Origin of the sequence: Streptomyces sp. NPDC000348 (genome assembly GCF_042898795.1) — a bacterium.
Taxonomy (GTDB): domain Bacteria; phylum Actinomycetota; class Actinomycetes; order Streptomycetales; family Streptomycetaceae; genus Streptomyces.
Genome location: NZ_JBIAZD010000042.1, coordinates 1 through 14,378 on the forward strand (window position 1 = coordinate 1; position 14,378 = coordinate 14,378).

At 67.3% G+C, this 14,378-nt stretch carries 16 protein-coding genes and 6 pseudogenes; 9 read left to right on the forward strand and 13 right to left on the reverse strand.

All coding sequences use genetic code 11. The features are described from left to right. Positions 1-81: 81 nt before the first annotated feature. A complete protein-coding gene (locus ACFY3N_RS36085) occupies positions 82-360 on the reverse strand; it encodes a hypothetical protein (protein ID WP_390821012.1) in 279 nt (92 codons plus the stop codon). A gap of 6 nt (positions 361-366) precedes the next feature. Further along, positions 367-1,176, reverse strand: coding sequence for a transposase family protein (locus tag ACFY3N_RS36090; RefSeq protein ID WP_390821013.1), 810 nt, complete (start codon positions 1,174-1,176; stop codon positions 367-369). 121 nt (positions 1,177-1,297) lie between these two features. Here ACFY3N_RS36090 and ACFY3N_RS36095 point away from each other — a divergent pair, with 121 nt between their 5' ends. Further along, positions 1,298-1,945, forward strand: coding sequence for a DUF1963 domain-containing protein (locus tag ACFY3N_RS36095; protein WP_390821014.1), 648 nt, complete (start codon positions 1,298-1,300; stop codon positions 1,943-1,945). A gap of 72 nt (positions 1,946-2,017) precedes the next feature. Here ACFY3N_RS36095 and ACFY3N_RS36100 read toward each other — a convergent pair whose 3' ends face one another. From ACFY3N_RS36100 to ACFY3N_RS36115, 4 genes and pseudogenes are all read right to left on the reverse strand, one after another. Next, entirely contained in the window at positions 2,018-2,425 is a 408-nt protein-coding gene (locus ACFY3N_RS36100; RefSeq protein ID WP_390821024.1) for a YybH family protein, read from the reverse strand. 42 nt (positions 2,426-2,467) lie between these two features. Beyond that, positions 2,468-2,860: pseudogene (locus tag ACFY3N_RS36105) on the reverse strand (YybH family protein); the annotation flags it as partial. 145 nt (positions 2,861-3,005) lie between these two features. Next, entirely contained in the window at positions 3,006-3,173 is a 168-nt protein-coding gene (locus tag ACFY3N_RS36110; protein WP_390821025.1) for an ATP-binding protein, read from the reverse strand. Continuing rightward, positions 3,094-3,612, reverse strand: coding sequence for an ATP-binding protein (locus ACFY3N_RS36115; RefSeq protein ID WP_390821015.1), 519 nt, complete (start codon positions 3,610-3,612; stop codon positions 3,094-3,096). The genes ACFY3N_RS36110 and ACFY3N_RS36115 overlap by 80 nt, the downstream gene beginning before the upstream one ends. Here ACFY3N_RS36115 and ACFY3N_RS36120 point away from each other — a divergent pair. Together ACFY3N_RS36120 and ACFY3N_RS36125 are read left to right on the forward strand one after the other, a co-directional pair. After that, positions 3,611-4,797: pseudogene (locus ACFY3N_RS36120) on the forward strand (IS256 family transposase); the annotation flags it as partial. The gene ACFY3N_RS36115 and the pseudogene ACFY3N_RS36120 overlap by 2 nt on opposite strands. 272 nt (positions 4,798-5,069) lie before the next feature. Further along, positions 5,070-5,411: a beta/gamma crystallin domain-containing protein gene (locus ACFY3N_RS36125; RefSeq protein ID WP_390821016.1), complete on the forward strand. Its 342-nt coding sequence runs from the start codon at positions 5,070-5,072 to the stop codon at positions 5,409-5,411. Positions 5,412-5,828: 417 nt separating this feature from the next. Here ACFY3N_RS36125 and ACFY3N_RS36130 read toward each other — a convergent pair. Then, positions 5,829-6,618 (reverse strand): annotated as a pseudogene (locus tag ACFY3N_RS36130) (IS5 family transposase). A 277-nt stretch (positions 6,619-6,895) separates the two neighbouring features. On the opposite strand from ACFY3N_RS36130, the pseudogene ACFY3N_RS36135 reads away from it, so the two are divergent. The 4 genes and pseudogenes from ACFY3N_RS36135 (at position 6,896) to ACFY3N_RS36150 (ending at position 9,410) form a co-directional block, all read left to right on the forward strand. Beyond that, positions 6,896-7,505 (forward strand): annotated as a pseudogene (locus ACFY3N_RS36135) (transposase family protein). Between the two features lie 133 nt (positions 7,506-7,638). Continuing rightward, on the forward strand, positions 7,639-7,950 hold the full coding sequence (locus ACFY3N_RS36140) for an ATP-binding protein (protein ID WP_390821026.1): 312 nt from the start codon (positions 7,639-7,641) through the stop codon (positions 7,948-7,950). A 77-nt stretch (positions 7,951-8,027) separates the two neighbouring features. Further along, the gene (locus ACFY3N_RS36145) at positions 8,028-8,885 is read left to right on the forward strand and encodes a trimeric intracellular cation channel family protein (protein ID WP_390821017.1); all 858 of its coding nucleotides are present in this window, start codon (positions 8,028-8,030) and stop codon (positions 8,883-8,885) included. A gap of 204 nt (positions 8,886-9,089) precedes the next feature. Continuing rightward, on the forward strand, positions 9,090-9,410 hold the full coding sequence (locus ACFY3N_RS36150; RefSeq protein WP_390821018.1) for a transposase: 321 nt from the start codon (positions 9,090-9,092) through the stop codon (positions 9,408-9,410). A gap of 151 nt (positions 9,411-9,561) precedes the next feature. Here ACFY3N_RS36150 and ACFY3N_RS36155 read toward each other — a convergent pair whose 3' ends face one another. Next, on the reverse strand, positions 9,562-10,608 hold the full coding sequence (locus ACFY3N_RS36155; RefSeq protein WP_390821027.1) for an IS110 family transposase: 1,047 nt from the start codon (positions 10,606-10,608) through the stop codon (positions 9,562-9,564). A gap of 515 nt (positions 10,609-11,123) precedes the next feature. Here ACFY3N_RS36155 and ACFY3N_RS36160 point away from each other — a divergent pair. Next, a pseudogene (locus ACFY3N_RS36160) lies at positions 11,124-11,654 on the forward strand (IS110 family transposase); the annotation flags it as partial. Here ACFY3N_RS36160 and ACFY3N_RS36165 read toward each other — a convergent pair. From ACFY3N_RS36165 to ACFY3N_RS36180, 4 genes and pseudogenes are all read right to left on the reverse strand, one after another. Further along, positions 11,646-11,762, reverse strand: a pseudogene (locus ACFY3N_RS36165) (DUF2236 domain-containing protein); the annotation flags it as partial. The pseudogenes ACFY3N_RS36160 and ACFY3N_RS36165 sit on opposite strands and share 9 nt — an antisense overlap. Positions 11,763-11,895: 133 nt before the next feature. Then, positions 11,896-12,183: a hypothetical protein gene (locus ACFY3N_RS36170; RefSeq protein ID WP_390821019.1), complete on the reverse strand. Its 288-nt coding sequence runs from the start codon at positions 12,181-12,183 to the stop codon at positions 11,896-11,898. A gap of 168 nt (positions 12,184-12,351) precedes the next feature. Further along, complete coding sequence (locus ACFY3N_RS36175; protein WP_390821020.1) at positions 12,352-13,053, reverse strand: helix-turn-helix domain-containing protein; 702 nt, start codon at positions 13,051-13,053, stop codon at positions 12,352-12,354. Positions 13,054-13,365: 312 nt separating this feature from the next. Continuing rightward, positions 13,366-13,596: a hypothetical protein gene (locus ACFY3N_RS36180; RefSeq protein ID WP_390821021.1), complete on the reverse strand. Its 231-nt coding sequence runs from the start codon at positions 13,594-13,596 to the stop codon at positions 13,366-13,368. Between the two features lie 10 nt (positions 13,597-13,606). Here ACFY3N_RS36180 and ACFY3N_RS36185 point away from each other — a divergent pair, with 10 nt between their 5' ends. Further along, on the forward strand, positions 13,607-13,879 hold the full coding sequence (locus ACFY3N_RS36185) for an ATP-binding protein (protein WP_390821022.1): 273 nt from the start codon (positions 13,607-13,609) through the stop codon (positions 13,877-13,879). 96 nt (positions 13,880-13,975) lie between these two features. Here the strand turns inward: ACFY3N_RS36185 and ACFY3N_RS36190 are convergent, their stop codons facing one another. Next, on the reverse strand, positions 13,976-14,164 hold the full coding sequence (locus ACFY3N_RS36190) for a hypothetical protein (protein WP_390821023.1): 189 nt from the start codon (positions 14,162-14,164) through the stop codon (positions 13,976-13,978). Positions 14,165-14,378 lie beyond the last annotated feature (214 nt).

The following is a 14,378-nucleotide window of genomic DNA, read 5'->3' on the forward strand; positions in this document are numbered from 1 at the left end:
GATATTTACGGGGTGCTGCCATGGTGCTGGTGGTTCTCCTTCGCCAGGACCGTAACCCTGGCATCAGGGACTCCACAAATCTCAGTACAGCTCAAACCGCTGATACTCGCGGCGCAGGCTGCCCTTCCCTGTGTAGGCGGCGTGCGTTGCAAGGAAGAGACGCGGTCCCGCCCAAGCACCGTTCGACCACAACTGGATCAACCATGCCGGAGCTGTGCCGATGTCCTGGGACAGTTCAACCCACATCGCCGTGTCGGCAGCATGCTCGCCGTGAGCCATCGACGAGCCGCTCGTCCAGGCGTACCCCTCGATGCCGATACGGCGCTCAAGGTTCTCGCTGAGCCAGTGACGTTTTCTCAACGATGATCATTTCCAGGTTCCGTTGAGGACGAGGGCGGCGCGGGCGATGGCGCCGATCCGGCTGGGGCTGAGGGTGACATGCTGCAGGGCGCGCCAGCGCTGCTTGAGTTCGGCGGCAGCGCGTTCGCCGAGGGCTCGGACGCTTCTGAGCAGGGCGTTGGTGGTGCGGGTGTCGATGTGGAGTGCCTGCTCGGAGCGGCCCTTCGGGCGACGGGCGGGGACGAGAATGCCGATGCCAGCGCCTATATAGCCTTTGTCCGCGAGGGTGGGCAGGCCGTCGGCGGCCGCCTTGTACAGAGCCGGGAGGACGTGGAGGCGGGCGGCGGTGATGTCGGGGACGCTGCCGGGCTCGACCTCGGAAACCCACAGCGGCGTGCCGTCGGGGGCGGCCAGGAACTGCACGTTCCCGCCGAAGGCCTTGTGCTTCTGACTGAACCACCAGTCGTTGCCGTTCTCGCGCACGCCGGCGACCCGGTCCGATTCGATCAGCGTGCCGTCGAGGATCACATGGGTCATGCCGTCCTTGCGGCAGCGCTCCAGGACTTCGTGCAGGTCGGGGGCCTGGTCGGCGAGGACGTCGATGCCCTCGTGCAGGTAGCGGTAACCGGTGGCCTGCGAGATCCCAGCATCGTGGGCCAGACAGTGCACGCAGCCGCGCTCGCGGAACCAGCGCAGCACCAACACCGCCTGCCGGAACGGGCCCAAGGCACGGGACCTCCTCGGAGTGCCGATCCGGCGGCGGTGCGCGGCCAGCAAGCGGGCGAGGAACTCGACGGTACGGCGCGGGACGTCGAGCATGGCGGCGTAGGGGACCACGGTGAAGCCTCTGGGTCGGCGAACGATCGTGCGTGAAGGGCCCCGTCTTACCAGCCCAGCGTCGTGCTCCCACGGTCGGGCCGCAGGGAGCTGTCGTATGGCTGATCTAGGCTTCCCGACCGTGACCACCACCTTGATGACGTATACCGGTCCGGTCGATGACCACGCGCTGGTGACACGCACCGGCGGCGTGCCGCTGGTGCCGGCCGGGTTCACCTGGCCGCAGTGCGCGGCGTGCTCGGGGCCGATGCAGTTCATCGCGCAACTGCTGGTGAACGCCCCCGGCGCCCAGGGGGCCGAGGCAGCTGCGGCGGCCGAGTGCGTCCTGTCGGTCTTCATGTGCCAGAACAACCCGGGGCTGTGCGACGAGTGGGATCCGGTCGCGGGCGGCAACCGGGCGCTGCTGTTCCCTCGCGCCGGACTCACGCCCGCCCCGGTGCCAACGGAAGGTGAGACCCTGCTGTCGGAGACCTGTGGCATCGACTGCACGGCGATCGACGCGGTTGCCTACCACGAGGCACGCAGTAACTGGTCGCAGACTTACGGCCGTCCCTTGCGGGACGTCCTCGGCCAACTGGGCGGCGCTCCGGCGTGGCTGCAGCACGACGAGACGCCGGCATGTCCGTCATGCGCGCAGCCTATGAGCTTCATGGCCCAGCTCGAGGAGGGACGTGACCACCGGACAGCGATGAACTTCGGTGGAGGCGGCTGCGGATACGTCTTCGCGTGCGTGCCGTGCAAGGAAGGCTCGTTCCTCTGGCAGTGCTGACCGGCCATCCGCTGAGAAAACGTCATTGACAATGCTTGATCGGTTTGCGTGATCGGGGCGCGTCCATCTTCGCTACGGGCGAAGGTCGGTCTTCGCCCGGCCAGTCTTCGGGTCGAAGGGGAAGGAGACGTGCTGGTGGATCATCATCCACTCGCTGTCTTTCCTTTGGAACACTCGCGTGCCTCGTGACCAGCTTTCGGCGGTCTCGCCGTCAGGCTGCTGAGCCTGCATGCGGTTGAGGCCCCAGGCGACAGCGATGTCCTCCCGGACCAGGATCTTGAGGTCCGGGACTTCCCAGTCGATGGCTCCGGAAGCTGCTTCAAGCCCGCGCCTGCACTCTTCTCGGATGCTTTCCAGGCCGAGGTATTGAAGCGGCTCACTGTGCTCGTAGGAGACGACGTCCCCGGCGATGTGGGACATCAGCCCGTCCAGGTCCTTCGCAGCGGTGTCGTTGAACCACTGCTGGTGTATCGCATGCACCTCCTGCTCGAGAGCAGCAGCGGGCGTGGTCTCCTCGCCGGCGGTATGGGGGAAAGAGTGGTGCTCGTGTGCCACAACCCACCGGCCATGTTCCTTGTGCAGCCCGAGAGTGAGTCACAGACTGTTCTCCGGCCGTTCGGCGAAATCCTTCGGGGTTCCACAACGCAGTAGGACATGGGCGAAGGCCACATCGTTGCCGGCGGTGATGTCCAACGACTCGATCTCGAACGTGGCGCCTTGTGCCTGCCACTCGAAGAAGGGCGGCCATGTCTCGCGGTAGGCGTCAATGCCGCGGACGCCCGCGTAGGGCGGGGGGACATCGAACATGACGATGTCGTCGGAATGGTCCGCCAGGACACCGTTCATATCGCCCCGGTGCACCGCCGCGGCCCACTGCTCGATCAGGGTCCGGATCTGCTCTTCGTCCTCGGGCATGGCCAAGCTCACTGTCCTTTCGGGTCGGCGCCGCTTGGCGGCGCGTGTACGGGCGCGTCAAGCCGCCCGCCCTGGCAGACTCTTGACTGCCATAAAACTCATCTGCGGGCGGGGAAGGGCGCCCGGGTGGTGGAGGAACGCCCTCTCAGCGGCGTCGTTGTTTCTTCTGGCTCTGGGCGAAGCGGTAGGAGCCGGTGCCGGTCTCGACGATGTACGCGTTGAAGGTGACGCGGTCAACGATCGCGGTGCGGAGCCGGGGGTCGGCGAAAGTCTGCTTCCACTCGGAGAACGGGGCGTTCGACGCAATGGCGATTGACCCTGCGTTCTTCGCGCTCCGTGAAGATCTGGAACAGTAGTTTCGCTCCGGCCTTGTCGAGGTCGAGGTATCCGAAGTCGTCCAGGCAGAGCAGGTCGACACGGCCGTAGCGGGCGATGGTGCGGCCCAACTCCTTCTCGTCGGCGGCCTCGGCGAGCTCGTTGACCAGGTTGACCGTGATTGTGTAGCGGACCTTGAGGCCGGCCTCGGCCACGGCAGTGCCGATCCCGATGAGCAGGTGGGACTTGCCGGTGCCGGAGTCACCGATCAGGCAGATCGGCTGCCCGGCCCTGACCCAGGCGGGGTCCGGCAGGGTGCCGACCAGTTCCGGGGTGACGTTCGGGTTCTCGGTGAAGTCGAAGTCCTCCAGAGGGATTGGAAATCGTTCGGTGTAACTCCCGATCACGGAAGATGCATCGATGACCAGTGAGAACATGGCCGAGCAGGAGGCTGTCGAGTCGGCAGCGGCTGTGTCGGCGAAGGCCGTGGACGACCAGCTGATCGACGAGCTGGTGAGCCGGGCTCAGGCCGAGGGCCTGCAGCTGACCGGTGAGGGCGGACTGTTGCAGCAGCTGACCAAGCGGCTGCTGGAATCTGCCCTGGAGGGCGAGATCACCGATCACCTCGGCTATGAAAGGCACGATCCGGCGGGCAAGGACGGCGGCAACTCCCGTGGGCGGCACACGCTCCAAGACCGTCCTGACCGAGGTCGGGCCGGTGGAGACAGCCGTGCCCCGTGACCGGGACGGCTCCTTCGAGCCGAAGATCATCAAGAAGCGGCAGAAGCGCCTGACCGGCGTCGACGAGATGGTCATCTCGCCGGCGGCGAAAGGCCTGACCACCGGTGAGGTCCAGGCCCACCTGGCCGAGGTCTATGGCGCCGAGGTCTCCCGCCAGACCATCTCCACCATCACCGACAAGGTGCTGGAGGGCATGGCCGAATGGCAGAACCGCCCCCTCGACGCCGTCCATCCGGTGGTCCTCATCGACGCCATCCATGTGAAGATCCGCGACGGCGCGGTCGCCGACCGGCCGGTCTATGTGGCCCTGGCCGTCACCATCGAGGGCCGGCGGGAGATCCTGGGCCTGTGGGCCGGCGACGGCGGTGAGGGCGCCAAGCACTGGCTGCACATCCTCACCGAGGTCAAGAACCGCGGTGTCAGCGATGTGCTCATGCTCGTCTGCGACGGGCTCAAGGGTCTGCCCGAGGCGGTGGAGACGGTCTGGCCGAGGACGATCGTGCAGACCTGCGTGGTCCACCTGCTGCGGAACTTTTTCCGCTATGCCGCCCGCCAGGACTGGGAGAAGATCGCCAGGCTCCTCAAGCCCGTCTGCACCGCTCCGACCGAGGAGGCCGCCCTGGAGCGGTTCGCCGAGTTCGTCGAGGCATGGGGCAGGAAGTATCCGGCGATCGTGAAACTGCGGGAGAACGCCTGGGTGGGGGTGCCCCCGGACGAAGTCTGGGGGAGAGTTCACTCCGTTCCTGCGGTTCGACACCGAGATCCGCCGCATCGTCTGCACCACCCATGCGATCGAGTCGGTCAACGCCCGGATCCGGCGAGCGGTCAAGGCCCGCGGCCACTTCCCGAACGAGCAGGCCGCCCTGAAGTGCGTATACATGGCGGGCCCTCGGGCGGAGTGGCCAGGCGGCATCCGGCCGGTGGGGCGCGACCGGTTCCGGCGCTCTGCCGGGAGCGTGGGAACGCGCCTTCGAGCGAGGGGCCAACAGACGTGGAGGGGGATCGCGACCGCGTCCTAAGAAAGGCGCTCAAGTGGTGAACGGGAGCGCCTTTTCCCACGTTGCGCTGATTGGACGCGCGTGCGTCCCTGCGATGCCGCCGTGCGCTGTGGTCCCCGGCGGCACCACACCACTATGGAAGGAACAACTCACCAGTGAAGCGCTTCATCACACGCCTCGCGGTAGTCGCGGCGGCCGGAGCCATGGCCGTTGTGCTGCCTGCTTCGTCGGCGTCCGCTGTCAACCGCGTCAGTTGCAATGAAACGGGTTACCTGACGTTCCACAACGCAGGCGGCTCCCTCTGCTTCGCCAACGCGGGCGTGCAGAGCGTGGCGATCTACGGCGTGGACCGGATCTGGACCGGTAACAACAAGGTCACGTTGGAGTACGTGCCGAGGCTGGGCGCGCCGGTGATCAGCGAGACCGCTGAGAAGTGGAGTCTTGGGGAGATCTCCGGCGAGCCCATCCACAAGATCACGAAGATCAGGATCTGGTAGCACCCGTCGTCGCGGATGAGGTGACAGCGGGTCCTCGTCAGCGAGGGCACAGGCGCTCAGTTCTGGAACCCACCGTGTCGCGGAGGCGGGGGCGCAGCCGGGCGCAGCTGCAGTTGTCCATACGGCTGTATGACGTCACCGCGATGGGTTCACCGAACCGTTTTCATCCTGTCCTGCAGGGATGATGATGCAGGTCAGCCGGATGGTGTGACGAGGCGAGGCTCCTGGTCGCTGCGGTGGCGTTCTCTACGCCCCATGCTTCGTCCGAGGAGCCTCGCTTGGCCCCGTATCGAGCCACGCTCGACGCCCCGCATGAGCTGGTCGAGCACGTCTCATCACTGATCCATTGACCAGAGGCCGTTTTCACCCGATGTTTTATCCCGGAATTGATTGTTTGGTCTGTGGTATTGGGTCGTGTCAGGAGACGGTGTTCTCGCTGGTGAGGCGGCGGTGCAGCATGAGCCAGCCAGAGACGCGTCCGACCGCCCACCGCTTCGGGATCGGAGTGAAACCCCTGGTCCCGGGCTTGCGAGCGGTGATTTCCATGTCGATGCCGAGAACGACGGCATGCTCGACGAGCTACTGGCGGTAGCCAGCATCGACCCGCACCTTGCGGATACCGGGACGGTCGGCGGCGGCCTGGTCCAGGAGCCGGGCGCCGGCGGCGGAGTCCTGCACACTTGGCGCGGTGACCAGCACGGCAGGCAAAAGTCCAAGCGGGTCGGTGACGATGTTCCGCTTCCTGCCCACGATCTTCTTCCCGGCGTCGATGCCCTGGCCGGCGGCGGGGACGCTGGTGGCGGTCGTGACGCTCTGCGCGTCGATCATACGGGCCGACGGCTCGGCATCTCGTCCTTCCTTCTCCCGAAGCAGCTACCGCAGCAGGCCACTGAGCTGGGTGAACACGCCCTCGTCCACCCACTTGGCGAAGGAGTCCGTAGGCGGTGTTCCCCTGCGGGAAGCCGTGCGGGAGGCAGCACCGCTGGACCCCGGTGCGGTTCCCGTACAAGATCGCGTCCATGATGTCGCGCAGGTCATACTCCGGCGGCCGGCCGAGGTCCAGGGCCCTGCCGCGGCGCTCGAGCCGCCAGGCCGAGAGTACCGGCTCGATCAACTCCCAGCGAGCATCGGACAGATCACTCGGATACGGGCGTCGCGCCGGCGTGTTTCCGGCGTACCGCCGTGGACCGAGTGCGCCCGGGCGCACAGCGACACCAACGGAAGCACGCGTCCGCGAAGGCCCGGCGTCCTGGGATGAGACAGGCACACGCCGCTCCCCACCTCGCCTGTCACCCCAGCTGACCGGCCAGAATCAATCCGTATCTCCACCAGCACGAACACCACAAACCCGGCGGTCTGGAAATAGCCAGACACAGAGCCCTTTCCAACCTGGCCGCTGGGCACGTCAGTTGGGCTGACAGGCAGGTGAAGCCCCTGGTAGATGGGTTTTCGACCAAGAAATCCGTCTCCACCAGAGGCTTCGTGTGCTTGTCTACCCGTCGGGCGTCGACGTGTCCAGTTCTGCCCTGCGCTTCCTGTCCGCCAAGCTCCGCCAGCTCCGCCGGGAGCTCGGTACCCGACCCTCGCCCCGACTCTCGCGGAGGCGGCCCGGACGGCATCGACGAAGGCTTTCGTGCTGCTGGACGGCACCCCGCTGCCGATCGACCGGATCGCCCCTTCTACTCCGGCAAGCGCAAGAAGCACGGGATGAACGTGCAGGTCCTGGCCGATCCGTCCGGCCGGCTGCTGTGGGCGTCGCCGGCTCTGCCCGGAGCCGTCCACGATGTCCGGGCCGCCCGTGAACACGGCATCATCGCCGCTCTCACGGACGCCGGCATCACCTGCTGGGCCGACAAGGGATACCGAGGCGCCGGGGGCACGGCCCGGGTTCCGTACTGGGGACGTTGGGAGAACCTCTCCACAGGCCAGAAGGCCGTCAACCGGTCTCAGGTAAAAATCCGAGCCCTGGTCGAGCAGGCCGTCGCCACCCTCAAGTCCTGGCGGCTCCTCCGCAAGCTGCGGTGCTCGACCACCCGCATCACGAGCCTCGTCCAAGCCGTCCTGATCCTGCATTTGGTCAGTTCAGGCCGATGATGGAGAAGGCTCACAGTCGCACGGAGGATTTCAGTGGGCGAGGCTGTGACCTGGAAACCGAAATCTTCCGTAGCCCGTCTCCGCCGCGAAATAGCGGGCCGCGCCAGGCCGTTGGGAACCTGCTGTCGAACCACTGCGGCACACACCGGTCGGCGGGGCCGTGACCCTGAGCGCCGCAGGCCGGGACGATGAGGTGATGACCCAGGTCGACGACATGGGCACGGGCATTGTCCCCGGCGGCCTTGACCGCGTCTTCGAGCGCTTCTGGCGCGCCGGCTGCTCCGGCACCAAGCACACCAGCGGCAACGGCCTGGCTCTGGCGATCGTCCGCCAATCCACCCGGGCTCACGGCGGCACGGTCACTGCCGACAGCGTCCGGGGTGAAGGCCCGGTGTTCACCCTGTGCTTGCCGGTGACAGTCGCCGACCCGCGGCCGCACGACTGAACCATGGCTTGCGAACCGACGTAGCAGCAGAGGGCGTCTGTCGCGCGCAGGGTGCCCGCATTGCCAGACGAGCCGAAATGAGCCTTGCTTCCATGATGTTGATGACTGCCTCGACACAGTATGTGCTGGATCTCTTGGGTATTTTCGCCTTCGCTCTCTCGGGCGCGCATCTCAGCGTCCGCAAGGACTTCGACCTGTTCGGAACGGTCGTTGTCGCGGAGGCTTCCGGACTGGGTGGCGGACTGATGCGTGATCTCGTCCTGGACGTGCCCTCCATCGCCTTCACCGACCCCGGATACCCCCTTGCCCCGCTGACGGCGGCGTTGCTGACGTACTTCGGCAAACCGTTGCAGCGAGAGCCCTACCTTTTCCACTTCCTGGACGCCATGGCACTCGGCCTGTTCTGTGTCACCGGGACGATCAAGGCACTGCAGCACGGCATGCCAGTTGTGCCCGCGGCGGCCCTCGGTGTCGGCACCGCTGTCGGCGGCGGAGTCCTGGCCAGCGTGGTGTCCAGGGAACTGCCCCCGATCATGCGCTGGGACGCCGACCTGTACGCCGTGCCGGCCATCATCGGCGCGGCGACCGTGTCGGTGCTGCACGGTACGGGCTCTCTCGACGTGAACACGGCGACGCTCGCGGCGACCGGGGCCTTCGGCCTCCGACTGCTGGCCATGCACTTCCACTGGAGGTTGCCCCGGTCCACGGCGTGGCGAGTTGGATTCGGGCACGCACACGCTGCCGCGACGGCCCCCGTCAGGCAGGGAACGCCCCCTCCTGCGATCTTGCACCGGCCGGCCTTCGACCACAACAAGGACACGCTGCGTCTGCGTCTGCCTGACCTGCCGGGGCAGACGTCACCAAGGCAGCACGGCCACGCCGGACGCACGGCGCGGCACCAGCCCAAACTGCACCAGCTCAGCCACCGAAGGTGAGTGGGGACCGGTGACGGCCACTCCGAGTCCGGCCGGATCCGGAGCGGACCTTCCGCCGGCGCCCTGGGCCACGAAGCGCGCCGAAAACCGTCAATGCACGGCTGCTGTCCGCCGGCGAACAGGACACCGTCATGACGCTGGTCACGGCCGGCGCTTGGCACTGTCGTGCTCCTCCGGGCCGGCCGGGGCTGAAACCTCGCCTTGATGCCGGGCACATGGAAACTGGGACGTGAGGTTCCACAGGAAACAGTGCCAGGTAGGAAGCAAGAACAACCGCAGCAGGCAGTACACGGAGAAGTTCAAGCGGAACGCGGTCACCCTCGTCCGCTCCTCCGACAGAACCGTCACACCGAGGTGGCCCGGGAACTCGGGGTCAGCGCCGAAGGACTGCGGAACTGGATCCGGCAGGACCAGACCGACCGCGGCCAAGACGCGCCGGGCGAACTGACAACCGCCGAACGGGAGGAACTGCGCCGACAGCGTCGACAGAACCGTCAGCAGGCCAACACGTACGCCGGCTGCTGAAAGTGGCCCGGTCCTCGTTCTACGCCCATCGGCCCGGCAAACAGACCCGCCGGGCAAGACAGACCACCGCCGACGCCCCGGCCCACGGAATCACCGTGCTGTACAACGCCTCCCAGCACACCTACAGTCCCCCCGAGGCTGCTATATCAAGTCAAGCTGCTTGAGGGAGATCATCGGCGGCGATCTGCTGTGTGGGCTGATCTCCTCGTTCGAGGAGTTTGAAAAGCTGTCGGCAGATTGCGCGCTTGAGGCAGCGCTGGGCGTCCCTTGCGGTCTTCCCCTCGCTGATTCGTCGGGCGACGTAGGCGCGGGTGGCCGGATCGAGACGGATGCGGATCAAGGTGATCGTATGGAGAGCCCGGTTGAGCTGCCGATCTCCGCTGCGGTTGATCCTGTGTCGGTTGGTCAGCCCTGATGAAGCAGGGATTGGAGCGACGCCTGCGAAGGCCGCGAATGCCGCCTCGGACCGAAAGCGCCCGGAGTGTGACCAGCTGATCAAGATCTGAGCGGCGCTGGTAGGCCCGATGCCCTGCAGCGCGAGGAGTTCCAGCTCGAGTTCCCTTGCTTCGGAACGCAGGGCTTCGATCCGCTGAGCTGCGCTTCGCAGGGCGCGAACGGTCATCCGGTGTTCGATGTTCTGGGTCGGCCGGTCCCGGAGCTTCGCGCAGTGAGCGACCTGATCCTTGCTTTTGATGCCTCGGAGCTCGACGCGGAGCTCGTCGGGCGCCGAGACGATCAGGGCCTTGAGCAGGTTGATCGCAGCCGTACAGGCGAGAACGGCGCTTTGGCGGGTGGCGAGAAGCACGCGAAGCGCCTCGCGTTCACCGCGGCGTCGTGGGTGGACGAGGTGTTCGGTGGCCAGGGCCTCCCTGCCAGCCCGGACAGCGTCGAGCATGTCGGTCTTGCGTCCGCCTCGGACGGCAGGACGCTTGGGTCGGCACACCTCGACGACGCTTTCGCCGGCGGCGTCCAGGAAGGCGGCAAGTCCGGCCCCGTATGAGCCCGTACCTTCCAGAGCCCAGTAGCGCCGACCGGGAACATGCTGGCGAGCGAAGTCCAGCAGCTGCTGATAACCCCGGGCGTTGGCGGGTGAATCGGTGCTGGCCAGGACGGCGCCGATAGGGCTGACGGCCGCTGCGGCAAGAGTGTCTCGGTGAGTGTCGACGCCGATGACGCCGTCGACCTGTTCTGCGAGCATGGTCACGCGGTTGTTCTCCTTCAAGGGCTGGACGACCGGGGTCGACGCCGGCCTGGATGGAGTCACCGCGTGGCAGAACTGTGATGAGTCACGTCGAAATGGCGGACAAGCTGCTGATCAAGCCAACGGGGTGGGCCAGGCCGACGTCGACGTCCGGCAGACATCTCGGGGGCACGGCAAGCTCTGACGAGCCGCCAGTTACCGTTTCGGGTCATGCCGGAACGCCAACGCCAGCCTGGCAGCAACCCAACCTGGGCCGCAGGGCGACTATCACAGTTACCTTTTTCCTGGCCCCGCAATGGGGCTCCCGGTCTCCGGGTTCGGCATGACTTGCGCCCCTTGTCGATCATGGTCGAAAAAGTGGTGTCACCGGGCCGGGAGGCATTGGCAGACCGCTGATCAGGGGCATGACCGCTTCATCCGCACTCTCTGGGATGGACAGGCCTTCGTAACGTGGATGCCGGCACGCTGATGCCGCAGCGGAGGCCGGGAAGGGAGTCTGCTGGGGAGGGTGAGTGAGCGACGCGGGTGGGATCGATGTCTACCTCGGTCTGGACGTCGGCAAGAGTGAGCATCACGGGACCGCCCTGACTCCGGCGGGCAAGAAGGTGTTCGACAAGCCGCTGCCCAACAGTGAACCGCGACTGCGTGAGCTGTTCGAAAAGCTCCAGTCCAGGCACGGAACGGTGCTGGTCGTGGTGGACCAGCCGGCCTCGATCGGGGCTCTGCCGCTGGCCGTCGCGCGGGATGCCGGCTGTCGTGTCGCCTATCTGCCGGGACTGACGATGCGGCGGATCGCCGACCTCTACCCCGGTGAGTCCAAGACCGACGCCCGGGACGCTGCGGTCATCGCCGATGCCGCCCGCACCATGCCGCACACGCTGCGGAACCTGGCACCGGACGACGAGACCGTCGCCGAGCTGAACATGATCGTGGGCTTCGACGACGACCTGGCCGGCGAGGTCACCCGCACCAAGAACCGCCTGCGCGGGCTGCTGACTCAGATCCATCCCTCACTCGAGCGTGTCCTGGGGCCTCGCCTGGAGGTAGAGGGCGCGGATGCCGGCGACCCACATCATGGGGTCTCCGTGCGCCTGCCATGTCACCGACCCGGGGCCGAACAGCCCTGGATCACCGGTTCGGTCGCCAGTCATACCGCAGTGTGACCACAGCCGCCGGGTGTCTCGCGTCGGCGGGCCGTGCTCGCGCCAACCGGCCACGCGCGCAAGCCCCTGGCCCGGGCCGCGAGGGCCGGAGCCAGGGTCCCTTGGTCGCGGTGCGGCAGGGTCAGCGCAGGACCCACAGTTCGTGGATGCCGAGGCCGATGGGCCGGCACTGCCAGGCCAGCACGTTGCCGGTGTTCACCAGGTAGTTCCCCCAGCTGACGCACTGGCTGTAGGAAAAGTTCCCGTACTTCTGCCAGCCCACCAGCGGCGCGGCCGGTGCGGCGGAGGCGTGGCCGGAAGGCTGGTCCGCAGCGACGGCGCTCGTCGCGGCGGCACCTCCCACCAGGAGGACCGCGCCCGTCGCCGCGACGGAGATCAGTCGTGCGAGGCGGTTCATACGGCTTGTCATGTCGTTCCCCGTTTCTGTTCGTTCCCGTTCCGGCGGACGCCGGCGACACGGCGGGGCACCGCGATCCCTCTGCGGGCCCGGCTGGTCGCTGGTCCCCCACCGGCTTGGCATCCACCCTGCCTGCCGGACGCCGTACCGCTCTACGCGCGTTCCGCTGAGCGGAACCGGTCAGTGGCGCAGTATGGGCGGCAGGTCCGCCGCGCTCGCCGCGGCCCTCGTCAGGTAGGCGGTGATGGCGGCGCCGGCCCGCGCGGCGTGCTCGGCGACCGCCTGGAGCCGTCGCTGGGGCGGCACCATGGCGGTGATCGCGGCGTGGAGCCGTCCGTCGGGCGAGTGCAACGGGAGTGCGGCGCAGCAGACTCCGTCCATGACCTGCTCGCGCTCCAGGACGGCCGCGGCAAGTGGGTCTGCCGGCCGGCGCGGACGGCTGGTGGTGAGGACTTGCCCCGCGGCGGTGTCCAGCGGGAAGCCCATGCCGTCGCGCACGGGCGCCACCGACTCCACTTCTCCCGGCACGGAGGCGACGGCCAGCGCCAGACCGTCGTGCAGGACGGTGACGACGACGCTGGCGCCGGTAGCTGCGCGCAGGGTGTGCAGGGGCTGGCGGGCGGCCAGCCGCAGGCCCGGATGGGGCTGCCATGCCTGGCCGAGCCGGTAGAGCTGGCAGCCGACCCGGTAGCGCCCGTTGTGCCGTTCGACGGCGCCGAGAAGGAGGAGCTGGTTCAGTAGTCGGTGCGTGCTCGCTTTGGGCAGGTCGCAGGCGGCGGCGATCTGCGTGAGTCTCGCTTCTCCACCTTGGCGCCGTAAGGCGTCCAGCAGGGCGAAAGCGCCCTCCAGGACCCCTCGGCTCTGTGAGGATGCGGTCGGCATTCGATGCCGTGTCTGTTGCATGCATTCCCCCCGAACACATGGCCCGGGCCGCGTCCCCCTTCGGCACGGCCGCAGGCGTAGGTAGGCAGGATGCCCGACGGCCCCGGCGATGGCGAGCCGTCGCACAGAAACGGGCTGCCCGCCTGCCCCTGTCGTGCGGGCCCCGTCGTCGTCCTCGTCCAGTGGCCGCATACCTGCTGGCCGGGCGCGTCTGCGATGCACGGGCCTTGTGGCACGCGCTACCACGGCCCTGGGAGTAGCCGCCACGGCTGGGCAGGACGGTCCTGCCCAGCCGTGGTCTCTGTGCGAACGTCAGCCGCGAAAGCGGAAGAGCCAGGTGCCGCCGGCCTTCTGCTCGGGCACGGCCTGGTCGTGCTCCTGGTGCTCGGGCCCGGCCTGCTCGGCTTGACGCTCGGCGGTGATAGCCCGCTGCTTGCAGTCGTCACACAGGTGCGGGTGGGTCTCGCGTGGGGCGCCCCACCTGGCGGGCTCGATGGCCTTCCACCGTTCGTCGGTGACCCGGGTGCCGCAGTCCGCGCACACCAGACGGCTTGTGGTGGACGAGGTGGGCTACATCCCCTTCGAACCGGAGGCAGCGAACCTGTTCTTCCAGCTGATCTCGAACCGCTACGAACGCGCGTCGGTGATCGTCACGAGCAACAAGCCCTTCGGACGCTGGGGAGAGGTCTTCGGCGACGAGACCGTGGCCGCTGCCATGATCGACCGCCTCGTCCACCACGCCGAAGTCCACTCCCTCAAGGGAGACTCCTACCGCATGCGCGGCCGTGAACTCGGACGCATCCCCACCGACAGAGACAACGACTGAACCGACACCACCGGGTCACTTCTCAACCGACCAAAGTGGGTCACGGTTCACCCGACGCCGACAATGACTTCCTGCTCGGCCGGTAGATGCGTGGGCTCAGCTACCGGCGTGCGGCTCTGCGGGGTTCACCGCTGAGCGGGCCTCGGCAAGGAAATGGTCTACCCGTGCGTCCAGATCCCGTCTGGTGGACGCGGCGGCCTGAAGATCGGTGGGGCGGCACAGAGCAGGAAGGTGACCCACAGGAATACCCACCGTTGTGAGCAGCGCGCGCAGTTCGCTGATCACAGCCATCACTCTGTCCTGCGGTTCGGAGGTGTTGAGAGTGGGCCAGAGCTCGCGCGCTTCGGGGAGCAGCCTCTGGATTCTGCGCCATTCCTCCGGGCGCGATCCACGCTGCGCATTAACCTCGATCTTGCGTGACGGTCCGCCGACGGAGTCGGTGGACCGTTTTCGTGTTCTGGGCTGAGGTTGGGCAGGGCGAGGGCCCGAGTGTCGTCTC

Excerpts from the sequence above, each read along its gene's own strand:
- ACFY3N_RS36115 (WP_390821015.1), bottom strand. The coding sequence starts at position 3,612 with ATGTTCTCACTGGTCATCGATGCATCTTCCGTGATCGGGAGTTACACC.
- ACFY3N_RS36145 (WP_390821017.1), top strand. The coding sequence starts at position 8,028 with ATGAGCCTTGCTTCCATGATGTTGATGACTGCCTCGACACAGTATGTG.
- ACFY3N_RS36150 (WP_390821018.1), top strand. The coding sequence starts at position 9,090 with ATGCCGGGCACATGGAAACTGGGACGTGAGGTTCCACAGGAAACAGTG.
- ACFY3N_RS36155 (WP_390821027.1), bottom strand. The coding sequence starts at position 10,608 with ATGCTCGCAGAACAGGTCGACGGCGTCATCGGCGTCGACACTCACCGA.
- ACFY3N_RS36170 (WP_390821019.1), bottom strand. The coding sequence starts at position 12,183 with ATGACAAGCCGTATGAACCGCCTCGCACGACTGATCTCCGTCGCGGCG.
- ACFY3N_RS36175 (WP_390821020.1), bottom strand. The coding sequence starts at position 13,053 with ATGCCGACCGCATCCTCACAGAGCCGAGGGGTCCTGGAGGGCGCTTTC.